The organism is Erwinia sp. 1181_3 (genome assembly GCF_052824965.1).
The window spans coordinates 231,543-244,058 of record NZ_VTDE01000005.1 but is presented as its reverse complement, the minus strand read 5'-3'; the positions used below and the strand labels follow the sequence as shown (position 1 = coordinate 244,058).

At 57.7% G+C, this 12,516-nt stretch carries 12 protein-coding genes; 2 read left to right on the top strand and 10 right to left on the bottom strand.

The window, feature by feature from the left end:
• Nucleotides 1-4: 4 nt before the first annotated feature.
• The 10 genes from FY046_RS15600 to FY046_RS15555 form a co-directional block, all read right to left on the bottom strand.
• A complete protein-coding gene (locus FY046_RS15600) occupies nt 5-607 on the bottom strand; it encodes an alpha/beta hydrolase (RefSeq protein ID WP_446186264.1) in 603 nt (200 codons plus the stop codon).
• 20 nt (nt 608-627) lie between these two features.
• Complete coding sequence (locus FY046_RS15595; protein ID WP_133844466.1) at nt 628-1,569, bottom strand: glutathione S-transferase family protein; 942 nt, start codon at nt 1,567-1,569, stop codon at nt 628-630.
• Nucleotides 1,570-1,579: 10 nt separating this feature from the next.
• Complete coding sequence (locus tag FY046_RS15590; protein WP_133844464.1) at nt 1,580-1,996, bottom strand: DoxX family protein; 417 nt, start codon at nt 1,994-1,996, stop codon at nt 1,580-1,582.
• A gap of 115 nt (nt 1,997-2,111) precedes the next feature.
• The gene (locus tag FY046_RS15585) at nt 2,112-3,014 is read right to left on the bottom strand and encodes a LysR family transcriptional regulator (protein WP_421505084.1); all 903 of its coding nucleotides are present in this window, start codon (nt 3,012-3,014) and stop codon (nt 2,112-2,114) included.
• A 95-nt stretch (nt 3,015-3,109) separates the two neighbouring features.
• Nucleotides 3,110-4,192: an ABC transporter ATP-binding protein gene (locus FY046_RS15580; protein WP_446186263.1), complete on the bottom strand. Its 1,083-nt coding sequence runs from the start codon at nt 4,190-4,192 to the stop codon at nt 3,110-3,112.
• 242 nt (nt 4,193-4,434) lie between these two features.
• Entirely contained in the window at nt 4,435-5,274 is an 840-nt protein-coding gene (locus tag FY046_RS15575) for a carbohydrate ABC transporter permease (RefSeq protein ID WP_133844458.1), read from the bottom strand.
• Entirely contained in the window at nt 5,264-6,172 is a 909-nt protein-coding gene (locus tag FY046_RS15570) for a carbohydrate ABC transporter permease (protein WP_133844456.1), read from the bottom strand. Before FY046_RS15570 ends, FY046_RS15575 begins: the two co-directional genes overlap by 11 nt.
• Before the next feature lie 9 nt (nt 6,173-6,181).
• Complete coding sequence (locus FY046_RS15565) at nt 6,182-7,417, bottom strand: extracellular solute-binding protein (protein WP_133844454.1); 1,236 nt, start codon at nt 7,415-7,417, stop codon at nt 6,182-6,184.
• A gap of 171 nt (nt 7,418-7,588) precedes the next feature.
• Nucleotides 7,589-8,527 (bottom strand): ROK family protein, encoded by a 939-nt coding sequence (locus FY046_RS15560; RefSeq protein WP_446186262.1) that lies wholly within the window; start codon nt 8,525-8,527, stop codon nt 7,589-7,591.
• Nucleotides 8,524-9,546 carry an SIS domain-containing protein gene (locus tag FY046_RS15555; protein WP_133844450.1) on the bottom strand — a complete coding sequence of 341 codons (1,023 nt, stop codon included), beginning with the start codon at nt 9,544-9,546 and terminating at the stop codon, nt 8,524-8,526. The genes FY046_RS15560 and FY046_RS15555 overlap by 4 nt, the downstream gene beginning before the upstream one ends.
• 187 nt (nt 9,547-9,733) lie before the next feature.
• Here FY046_RS15555 and FY046_RS15550 point away from each other — a divergent pair, with 187 nt between their 5' ends.
• On the top strand, nt 9,734-10,504 hold the full coding sequence (locus FY046_RS15550; RefSeq protein WP_133844448.1) for a DeoR/GlpR family DNA-binding transcription regulator: 771 nt from the start codon (nt 9,734-9,736) through the stop codon (nt 10,502-10,504).
• A gap of 175 nt (nt 10,505-10,679) precedes the next feature.
• Nucleotides 10,680-12,512, top strand: a complete 1,833-nt coding sequence (locus FY046_RS15545; protein WP_446186261.1) for an ABC transporter ATP-binding protein — start codon at nt 10,680-10,682, stop codon at nt 12,510-12,512.
• Nucleotides 12,513-12,516: the final 4 nt, after the last annotated feature.

Below are 12,516 nucleotides of genomic sequence, written 5' to 3'. Positions count from 1 at the left end.
GAGATCACCCCAGGCGTGCGGCAATAAACTCAACGGCTCTTTGTGCGCCCTGGGCCGAAATGGTGTGCCCGATGCCCGGCTCAAACTGGCTGCTGACCTGCACACCCAGAGCGCGCAGACGCTGCTCCGCAGAATGCCCTTCCTGCACCGGGATAACATCATCGGCCATACCGTGCAGCACCAGCAACGGGGTATTCAGTGCCGGAGTGAACGGGGCGGGTGATGACAGGCGGCCGGAAAAGGCGACAATGCCCGCAACCGGCCAGCGGCCCGACACCAGCGTATCGAGCGCCATAATCGAGCCCTGCGAGAAGCCGACCAGCACCACCTTATCCAGATGCTCGCTCATCTGATGCCGATCGAGGATCGCCTGGAAAGTCTGGTCAAAGGCGGCACGCGCTTCTGCCACACGTGCAGGGCGGTTTTCCGGCGTAATACCCGCCAGGCTAAACCACTGCCAGCCTGCACCCTGTTCAAAGTGGTACGGTGCATTGGGGCTGGCAAAGCTTACGCCTGGCAGGGAGGGCGCCCAGTGGTCTCCCAGGCCTGCCAGATCATCGCCGCTGCTGCCAACGCCGTGCAGTAAAATAACTAATCCTTTCGACATTGTTCGCCTCGTAAATCAGATTAAAAACCGTAGCCGCTCATGTCTGGCCCGGCGGGCACAATCCCGTTAGGGTTCAGTGCCTTAATAGAGTAATAACCCTGCTTAATATGGTCGATGCTGACCGTTTCACGCACGCCGGGGATCGCCAGCAGACGTTGCAGGTAAGCATTCAGCGCCGGGAAGTCCCGTAACTGGCGCAGGTTGCACTTAAACAGACCGTGATAGGCAACGTCAAAGCGAATCAGCGTCACGAACAGGCGAATATCGGCTTCGGTCAGAACAGCATCAAACAGATAAGGACCACTGTTGCTCAGACGCGTTTCCAGCTCAGCCAGCATGCCGAACACATCATTAAAGGCTTCACGGTAGCTGATGGCGGTGGTGGCAAACCCGGCGCGATAAACACCGTTGTTCAGTCGGGGATAGATCTCGGCGTTCAGCGCGTCAATCTCTGCACGCAGGGATTCAGGGTACAGATCGACAGACTGTGTTGCCAGCGCACCAAAGCCACTGTTGAACATGCGTACGATATCCGCCGATTCATTACTGACGATGGTGCCGGTTTTTTTGTCCCACAACACCGGCACCGTTGCCCGCCCGGTGAAACTGTCGTCGGCGCGGGTATACAGCTGATGCAGATATTCCGCGTGGTTCAGGGTATCGCGGTCGGCACCTGGGAAGTCGCCAAAGTGCCAGCCTTCATCGGTCAGCTGTGGCTCAACGACGGAGACGCTGATGACCTCCTCCAGCCCTTTCAGCTTACGGGCGATTAATGTGCGTGACGCCCACGGGCAGATCAGCGCCACATACAAATGGTAGCGATCTGGCTCTGCGAGGAAGCCACTGCTGCCATCCGCCGTCACCCAATGACGGAAGCTTGAGGTCTGCCGGACAAAGCCGCCTTTTTCATCGGTGGCCTGTACCGGGTGCCACTCTGCCGTCCATTTACCGTTTACCAGCATCAGTCGTTCCTCAGTTCAGGCGTGAAGCAGGCAGGGAGGCTTTCAGCGCGTATTTTCCGTCACCGATCAACGCCAGTACCAGCAGGCTGATTGTCCAGAATACCGGGTATTCCCAGCCGCCGTTCGGGTTGGTGAACCAGAAACCCGCCGCACCGTGCACTGTAGCAATCGCACCCAGCAGTACCGGGATCAGCAGCAGCGCGGCAATGCGTGGGCGGTAGCCAACAATCAGTGCCACAGCGCCCAGTACTTCCCAGGCGATGGTGACGTAAGCCAGCCCACCGGGCAGGCCCAGTGACTCAAAGAATTTCGCGGTGCCAGCCGGGGTGAAAACAAAAAACTTCAGGCCAGCGTGCGCCAGGAACAGGATGCCAAGCGAAAGACGCAGGATCAGCGCGGCCCAGGGGGCGGTACGGGTATCAGTCATGATGAGATGCCTTATAACGTGTGAGTGTCAGGGTTGATAAAACACACTCTACACTCATTCCTCCGCACTGATTATCCTGCCATTCGCGCAATGATTACTTCCATATTGGAAGTAATCACCAGCCCTGATCCCACTCTGGCTTCCCGGCATAATGGCTGACAAGGAAGTCGATCAGCGCCCGTACCTTATGGGCCAGATGGCGTGCCGGGGGATAAACGGCGTACAGGCCGAGCGGAGGAATTTCACTCTCAATCAGCAGAGGCCGGATGGTTCCAGTTCGTAAGGCGGCACCGGCAATAAAGGTCGGCAGTCGGGCAATACCCAAGCCGCTCAGCGCCGCGGTCAGGCAGGCCTCGGCATTGGAAAAACGCAGGCGGCCACTGATGGGCACAGTTTCGCCTTCATTGCCGAACGGCCAGTTATAAGGATCGCGGAAGTTGGTGTCGATAATGCAGTTATGATCGGCTAATTGCTGAGTATGCGTTGGCATACCGTGCCGCCGCAAATAGTCATCGCTGGCGGCGATCACCACGCGCATATCGCTGAGGCGGCGGGCAATCAGGCTGCTGTCGCTCAGTTTTCCGATGCGGATGGCAACGTCAAATCCCTCATCGACGATGTTCACGATACGGTCTGAGAAGCTGACATCCAGTTCAATTTCCGGAAACTCGCGGGCAAAGGCGATCAGCGCCGGGGCCAGTTGGCTGGCACCAAACGTGATGGGCGCGCTGAGTTTGATGCGTCCTGAGGGTTTCCCTGCAGCGTGGCGCACCGAGGCATCCAGCGCATCCCATTCATCCAGCAGATGTTTGACCTGAGAAAAATAGGCCTGCCCGACTTCGGTGGGGGACAGCGCACGCGTGCTGCGTTTCAGCAGTTGCACGCCCAGCTCTTTTTCCAGTTTTGATACCAGTTTAGAGGCCTGGCCACTGCTGGTACCCAGCCGGGCCGCCGCTGCGGCAAAGCTGCCCAGCTCGAGCACCGCCACAAACATTCGATCGCAATCCAGACGTTCCACGGTTTTCCCTTGTGTGCAGAAAAACGGGCCGGGCCTGCCCGGCCCCTACGTGATCCCATCGTAGGTGCAAGGTATGCCTCGCCCTGATGACACCATTAAACCAGCCGCGCACCGCTTTGTGCATCAAACAGATGGATTTTTTCGGGATTGATATCCAGAGCAAGGGATTGCTGCGGTTCCAGCGCCACGCGCCCGGCGAGCTGAATATGCAGGGAAAAACCCTGCCATTCGGCGTGCAGCAGGCTGGATTCGCCCGTGACTTCCAGCACCTTCAATAATGCGGAGGGATGGGTGGAGTGGCGTGCCTGGACAAAATCATGGGCGCGAATCCCGACAATCACCGGCTGGCTGCCCTGACGCCGGGCGCTGTCGTGCCAGCGAGCAGGCAGAGGAAACCACAGTCCGTTACAGTTGACGCCGGGAATGCCATCCTGCGTCTTTACTTCACCCGCCAGCAGATTCATCGGCGGCGATCCAATAAAGCGTGCGACAAAGGTATTCACCGGATGGTCGTAAATCTCCAGCGGCTTGCCCTGCTGCACAATCACCCCATCGCGCATCACCACAATGCGGTCCGCCAGCGTCATGGCCTCCACCTGATCATGGGTGACGTAGACCATAGTGGTTTTAAAGCGCTGGTGCAGCGATTTAATCTCCGCACGCAGCTCCATACGCAGCTGGGCATCAAGGTTTGATAGCGGCTCATCAAACAGGAAGACCTGCGGATTACGTATCATCGCCCGGCCCATCGCCACGCGCTGACGCTGGCCGCCAGAGAGGGCACGCGGGTAGCGATTCAGCAGTTTATCAATACCGAGGATGCTGGCGATCCGTGTAATGCGGCTCTGTTGTTCGTCCCGTTTGACCCGTTTAACCTGCATATGGAACGCCAGGTTTTCAGCCACCGTCAGATGCGGATACAGGGCGTAGCTCTGAAACACCATGGCGATATCGCGATCCGCGGGATCAAGATCATTTATTCGCAGATCGTCCAGCAGGATCGCCCCGTTAGAGATCGTATCCAGCCCGGCCAGCAGACGCAGCAGGGTGGATTTTCCACAGCCGGAAGGACCGACCAGCACGGTAAAACTGCCGTCCTCGATCGTCAGATCGAGCGGGTGCAACACCGTTTGCGTACCGTAACGTTTCGTGACTTTGACCAGTTCAACCCGTGCCATACTGTTTTCCCGTGGTGACGGGCGAGGCATGCCTCGCCCCTACAATTAAAAGGCTGCGTGTTCCCGCATGGAGCATGCCTCACCCCTGCAATTAACAGGCTGCGTGGTCCCGTATGGAGCATGCCTCGCCCCTACAATTAACAGGCTGCGTGTTCCCGCATGGAGCATGCCTCACCCCTGCAATTAACAGGCTGCATGTTCCCGTAGGGGTCGGGCATGCCCGACCCGATTTGCCGACATAATTACCCCTTGCTGCCGCCACTGGCCAGCCCGCCGACCAGGCTTTTTTGCAACCACAGGGCGATCAGCAACGGCGGTAATGAGGCGAGGATGCCCACGGCGGCGATCAAGCCGTCATCGGTGGCGCGTCCGGCAGTAAATCCGGCGATGGTCACTGGCAGCGTTTGTGCGTCGAGATTACTGGTAAACAACAGCGCATAGAAAAATTCATCCCACGCCAGCAGCCAGCCGAACAGCGCCGAGGCGCCCAGCACCGGTTTTGCCAGCGGCAGGGTAATACGCATCAGAACCTGCCAGAAGCGCAGGCCATCCAGGCGGGCTGCCTGCTCAATATCGCGTGGCAGGGCATCAAACTGGTTTTTCAGCATCCATGTCAGGAACGGCAGGATCAGCGAACAGTAGACCAGCACCAGACCAAGATGGGTGTTCAGCAGGCCGAGCTGTTGCAGCACAAAATAGAGCGGCAGTACAAAGGCCACGGGTGGCACCATGTAGATCGCCAGCGCCGCGAACAGCCACAGATCGCGCCCGACATAGCGCGAGAAGCTGAACGCAGCGGGAACCGCCAGCAGCAGGGAAATCAGTGTGGCAAACCCCGCGACCAGCAGGCTGTTGCCCAGCGCATGCAGAAACAGTTCGCCGGGCTGACCGGGGGTGAGCGACAGCAGCGCGCGGTAACGGCTGAAGTCCCACTGGCGCGGCAGCCACTCCAGCGGAATACGCGTCAGGTCGCTGTTGGCGCTGACGCTCATCAGAAACAGCCACAGCATTGGCCCGAGAATCGACGCTGCCAGCAGCAGCGCGGCGGCATACAGTAAAACGCGGCGCAGTTTACGTTTCATCAGCAAGACTCCTGCGGCGCTGGCGGTAGAGCATCGCCATATATAGCGCAATCAGTACGCTACACATCAGCGTCATCAGAATGGCGTAAGCCGCACCGCTACCGGCCCGCAGATAGCTGAAGGATTCCTGATAGACATAGAAACTGAGGGTTTTGGTGCTGTCGACCGGGCCGCCGCGCGTCATCACATAGATAATGTCGAACACTTTGAAGGCGTCGATGGTGCGTAGCACCAACGCCACACTCAGTGCACCGACAATGGCCGGAAAGGTGATGGCGCGAAAACGTCGCCACGCCGGCGCACCGTCCAGACGTGCAGCTTCATACAGATCTTCAGGAATCGACTGCATGGCGGCCAGCACCAGCAGTGTCACCAGCGGATAGTTTTTCCATACGTCAGCCAGCATCACCGCATTGAGGGCTGAGTCCGGGGAACCGAGCCAGCTGCGGTAGCCGTCGATAATGCCTGCCTGAGTCAGCAGCGCATTGATGCTGCCGTAATCCGGGTTGAAATTCAGTCGCCACATCATGGCGTTAACAATGGTGGGCAGCGCCCAGGGCAGGATCACCAGCACGCGCAGCACGTTGCGCCCGATAAATTTTTGGTTCAGCAGCAGCGCGACGAGTACGCCGATCACTCCCTCAAGCGCCACTGATATCATCGTGAAATAGAGCGTACGGCCAATCGCCGCACGAAAATCCGGGTCGGTCAGGGCGTAGAGGTAGTTATCCAGTCCGATGTAGCCGGTCTGTGCACCGCTGCCAATCAGCTCGGCATCGGTAAAACTGAGCCAGATAGTGCGCAGCAGTGGCCAGGCGGTTAACAGGGCCATCACAATCAGCATGGGTGCCAGAAGCACCCATGCCTGACGCTGCTCACGACGTTGCAGACTGAGCATGGCGTTCCCTTAACGCAGTCGGGCTGCGCTTTTCGTCACCGCTTCCATTGCGGATTGCGGCGTTTGCTGGCCCTGAAGGACCTGCTGCAGTTGCTGTTGCAGACTGTTCGACAGACGTGAGTAGTCGGCGGTAATCGGGCGCATCAGCATCACATCGAGGGATTTTTTCGCGGCTGCGATTAACGGCTCCTGGCCTTTCTGCACGGCGGGATCGTCGTAGGAGTCTTTCCAGACAGGCAGGCTGAGTTTGGCGTATTTATTCTGCACCGGCTGGGAGGTCAGGTAACGGATATACTGCCAGGCCTGATCCTGGTGGGCGCTGGTCTGGGTCACGCCCAATCCCATCGAACCGTTCATTGCTGCGACTTTGCCCGGTTGTTCAGAGGGAGCCGGAACAATTCCCACATCACCGGCGACCTTGCTCTGCTTCGGATCGTTGGCCATGTTGTACATATAGGTCCAGTTCAGGGCAAAGGCCGCATCGCCATTGGAAAACACCTTACGCACGTCCTCTTCCAGATACTCGCGTGAGTTCGGGTTTGTGACGCCTTTATCCAGCGATTCTTTCATAAAGGTGACGGCTTTCACCGATCCGGCATCACTGAAGTTCAGCTTACCGTTCTGGTAGAACTGGCCGCCAAAGGCTGACACCAGGGTGGTGTAGTCGCACACCAGCGCTTCAGCCTGGGACCAGCTCCACACCAGCGGATATTTAACGATGCCTTTATCCTGCAAAATTTTGGACTGATCCATCACCTGCTGCCAGGTGGTCGGTGGGTTCGCAATACCTGCTTTAGCGAGCATGGCTTTGTTGTAGAAGAGGTATTTTGTATCGAGGATCCACGGCATGCCCCACAGTTTTTTGTCCCAGCTGACCGTACTCCAGGCGCCGTCGAACACCTTCGCTTTCTCATCGGCGCTGACCTGGCGGGTGATATCTTTTAGCAGGCCAAATTTGGCAAATTCTGCGGGCCACATATCGTCAAACAGCACCACATCGTAGCCATCGCTACCTGCGCCGCGTGCCGCGATAATTTTATCGTGCAGGGCTTCATAGGGCACAAATTCAAGATTAACGGTGACACCCGGATTGGCTTTTTCAAAATCGCTGGTCATGGCACGCACGTCGCTTTCGCTGTAGGCGGCCTGAGACATAAACAGGGCGTTGAGTTGGGTTTTTGCAGAGGCAGCGCCGGAGGCGCTCAGAGCAAGCAGGGTCATCAGGCAAGCGGTGGATCTCTTCATTACTTACTCTCCATTTAACCTAAAAAGGAAGCGGTCAGAACACGTTCTTATTCGCCTGGATCAATAGAATGGCTGAGCCGCACAACTTAACCGGCCCAGACATTTATTATTGTCGTAAATATTTCAAAGGTAGAACTTTATTATCAAGAACTGCTTTATAGGTCGTGCTTATTATGGTTGACGGGTTCCCCTGAGTGTTGGCAGTATCGCCGCCCCGAGCGCGCCCGCCGCGTCGCCCAGAGAAGATGGAATAATATGCTTGTTAACCGCATAGCCGCTGGCCCGCGCCAGCGCTTTCTCCATTCCTCCCTGAAACAGCGGAAACAGTGCTGCTGCGCTGCCGCTGAGAACCGTCACATCCGGTCCATACAGCGCCAGCAGGGTATTTAGCCCCCGGCCAACGATCTGGCCGTACTGATAAAGAATGCCGCTGATGCGCGGATTTGCCGCGGCCAGATGGCTTAATCTCTGACTGAGCGTGGCATCCCAGCGCAGGTCGGGAATCGCGGCGGTCAGCGCCTGCTGTAGCCAGCCGCGTGAGGCCAGCATTTCCCAGCAACCCTGCAATCCGCAGTAACACACTACCGGGTCATCGGAAACCGGGATGTGGCCCGCTTCCGGATGGCTGCCATCAATGTTGCGAAACGGGGTGCCGCCTTCCAGCATCGCTACGCCAATTCCCGTACCGAGTGTGACCATCAGCATGCGGCCGCTGCCCTGGCCTGCCCCTAAGTGAAACTCACCGAGGGCGGCGGCAACGGCATCGTTGTCGATTGCCACGGGGACACCCAGCAGTACCCGCAACTGTGACACCAGTGGGAAGCCGGAGAAGCAGGCCAGCGTGTCCTCGTTTTCAATGATCTCATTGTTCATGTTCACCGGGCCGCTGGCACCGATGCCGAGGCTGGCTAAACGCTGCCCGGCGGGCACTAACTGACGCACTTTCTCTGCCAGTGCGCTGGCACGTTGCCAGGCGGGCAGCGTGGCGAACCACGCGGTCGGTACGGTTTCTGACGCGATTTCGCGCTGCCCGGCCAGCAAAATAATGCGTGTGCCGGTACCCCCGATATCCATGCCTGCCTGTAGAGAGAGTGCGTCAGAGGTTGTCATGTTTTCACCGTTATCTTTTGGCCGTAGAGAAATTCCCCTGGTATCCGCCCATTGCCACGCGCCAGCGTGACAGTCAGATGCTGGACCCACAGCATTGCACACAGTAAACGCGGCAGCGGTTCGGTGGGTGTGGGCAGATGCACGCTGTCGGCGTACTTCTCCGGCCCTACGCTGACCACCAGCGTCCCGTTCTGGCGCAAATCGGCTGCCAAGGTGTTCAGGGTGTTGTCGCTGCCATCACCAAACAGGAGGGCCAGCATCCCCGCGCCGGAGGTTTCCATCGGACCGTGGCGGAACTGGCCACCAATAAAACCTTCTGCGGCCACTTTGGACGCTTCTTTGGTAATCAGTGCTCCGGTTAACGCCGTAGCGGCATCGGCCCCGATACCAATCATCGCGACGCGGGGCAGGTTATGGGCCAGCAGCGCATCGCTGAGCGTTTGTGCTTCGGCGCGCTGGCGAATAATTTGCGCGATATCGGGCAGAATAGCATGCACGGTCGCCAGCAAAGGTTTCTCATTCCGCCCGGTCAGGGCGTACAACACCCGGTAACTGGCGACTAACGTGTTGAGGTAGCTTTTCGCACTGACGGTGGCTTCTGACCCGCTGTGCAGCAATACCTGAACCTGTGCCTTTTTTGCCAGTTCGCTGGCGGTATCATTGGTGATGCCAATCAGCGTTTTTGGCGGGGTGATACTGTTCAGCAACGCCACCACTTCGCCACTCATTCCTGACTGCGATGTCAGCCACAGCAGACTGTTGGCGGTGACCAGGTTTGGCATATCGAGCAATCTGCCCGCATCAATACGCCATACCGGGTAACCGCGCTCGATCAGTTCACGTTCGATCGGGATCAGGGCGTAATCAGAGGATCCCATTCCGGCCAGCACAATACGATCGTAGTGATTGAGATCCAGTGCGCTGAGTGCCTGCGGTAGCTGGTAAGCTAACTGGTCACGCAGGGCCTCGACCTGCTGCTCAATATCTTTTTCGTAGTCGCTGAGAATCGTTGCTGACATCGATAGTGCCCTCCCGAAAGTTGTTACCGATGAGTTAAATGTAGCTGCACGAATTCGTGCAGTCAATGTGCATTATTCGCGCAATAGCACACATATTTGCCTGTTTTTTGTCTGCTATACTGACATCAGGGCAATGTTCGTACAGTATGTGCATGAAAGTGTGCAGGTATCGCAACAGGAAGGACACATGAGCGCATCAAAAAGACGATTGCAAATAATTGAGATGATCAGGGAAAAGGGCTATCTGAACGCCGTAGAGCTGTCCGAAGTGTTCGGTGTTGATAGTTCGACTATCCGCCGCGACCTGTCGTTGCTGGAAAAAAACGGGATGGTGATGCGCACGCATGGGGGATTGCTGCCGGTATCCGGCGTGACGGAGAGCAGCCTGGATACGCCTTACAGCGTACGCCGTCAGATGAACAATCCGGCGAAAGCGGCGATTGCACGTTATGCGGCAAGCCTGGTGCAGGACGGTCAGTCGTTGATCCTGGATAACGGCTCCAGCGTCTATGAACTGGCGCTGGCGTTGCGCGATAAGCGTAATCTGACTGTGGTGACCAATGACGTCCTGACCGCCGTGGCACTGAGTGCCTGCCCGGGGATCACCATTCACGTCACCGGGGGCATGATGCTGAATGCTGTCTATACCCTGATTGGCCAGGAGACGGTGGATAAGATTAACAGTCTGCACGTCGACTGGGCGTTTCTTGGGGCGGAAGGGGTGCACTTTGACAGCGGTATCACCAATATCAACACCGTCGAAATCCCGGTGAAGAAGGCGATGATCGCGGCGGCAGAGAAAACCGTGGTGCTGGTGGACAGCAGTAAAATGGGCTATCGCGCGCTGGCACATGTGTGTCCGTTGGCGGAAATCGCGCTGATTATCACCGAGGAGTCCCCGGCCCTGAAACAGCGAACGAAATATGGGGATCGGCTGCGGGTAGTGACGCTCGCGTAGCGGCGTGGCGAGGCCCGCAGGGATGCGGTCGTTGCTTATTCGGCATGCTCAAACTGGCCTCAGACCCGAAGCCACACTGTCAGCCACTAAAATTTGTGGGAGGCTCTATGAGGTCGACCCTCACCCCGGTTATGCACTAAGCTGAACAATCCTGCCGTACACATGAGCCTGCTTTATGCTTTATCGCCGTTTTGAAAGGATGATCAACATCTTCAGGGATGCCCCGGCCGACATGCCACCCAACAACCTCTGGGCATTCTATCTGTTCTATCTGCGTCAGGTGTGGCCGTGCTTCGCGCTGTTACTGGTGATTGGACTGGTAGCCTCACTGATCGAAGTAGCGCTGTTCCGCTATCTCAGCCGTATCATCGACCTGGTGAATAGCAGCCCCACCGCCACCTTCTTTAGCGACCACGGCAGCGAACTGCTGTGGATGGTGGTGGTGGCGCTGATCTTCAGGCCACTGTTTATTGGCCTGCACGACCTGTTGGTGCACCAGACCATCAACCCCGGCATGACCAGCATGATCCGCTGGCAGCATCATAACTACGTGCTGCGTCAGAGCCTGAACTTCTTCCAGAATGATTTCGCCGGACGTATCGCCCAGCGCATTATGCAGACGGGCAACGCGCTGCGCGACTCTGCGGTGCAGGCGGTCGATGCCCTGTGGCACGTGCTGATTTACGCCGTCACCACGCTGGTGCTCTTTGCCGAAGCAGACTGGCGGCTGACCATCCCGCTGTTGATCTGGATTGTCGGTTACGTGTTGTGCCTGCGCTACTTTGTGCCGCGCGTCAAAGCCCGTTCGGTGGCGTCGAGCGATTCCCGTTCCCGTCTGATGGGCTGCATCGTTGACGGTTACACCAATATCACCACCCTGAAGCTGTTTGCCCACAGCGATCTGGAGCGTCAGTACGCCCGCGAGGCGATTGGCGACCAGACGGTAAAAACCCGCAGCCAGGGACGTATGGTCACCGGCATGGATGTGGTGATCACTACGCTGAATGGTCTGCTGATTATCAGCACTACCGGGCTGGCGCTGTGGCTGTGGACGCAGTCACTGTTAAGCGTTGGGGCGATTGCGCTGGCTACCGGGCTGGTAATCCGCATCGTCAATATGTCCGGCTGGATTATGTGGGTGGTGAACGGCATCTTTGAAAATATCGGGATGGTGCAGGATGGCCTGCAAACCATTGCCCAGCCCGTCAAAGTCAGTGATAAAGACCAGGCTCCGGCGCTGCGGGTGCAGCAGGGCGAAATCCAGTTTGAGGCTATCCGCTTTAACTACGGCGGCGAACGCACGGTGATTGATGACCTGCAACTGACCATCCGGCCCGGTGAAAAAATCGGGCTGATTGGCCCCTCCGGCGCGGGAAAATCCACTCTGGTGAATCTGCTGCTGCGGTTATATGACCTGAACGGTGGCCGCATCCTGATAGATGGTCAGAACATTGCCGATGTCACTCAGGAGAGCCTGCGTGCACAGATTGGGATGATCACCCAGGATACCTCCCTGCTGCACCGTTCGATTCGCGAGAACCTGCTGTACGGTCGGCCGGATGCCAGCGAAGAGGCGTTAACGCGCGCTATTCATCAGGCGAAAGCCGATGAATTTATTCCCCTGCTGTCCGATCCGCAGGGCCGCACCGGGCTGGATGCCCAGGTGGGTGAACGCGGCGTGAAGTTGTCCGGTGGGCAGCGCCAGCGTATTGCGATTGCCCGCGTACTGCTGAAGGATGCGCCGATTCTGATTATGGACGAAGCCACTTCCGCGCTGGATTCCGAAGTGGAAGCGGCGATTCAGGAGAGCCTGGAGACGTTGATGGGAGAGAAAACCGTGATTGCGATTGCCCACCGGCTATCGACCATCGCCCGTATGGACAGGCTGGTGGTGCTGGAGCAGGGCCGGATTGCCGAAATTGGCAGCCACAGCGAACTGCTGGCAAAAGGCGGCCTGTATGCGCGCCTGTGGCGTCACCAGACCGGCGGATTTGTCGGCGAAGGATGATGGT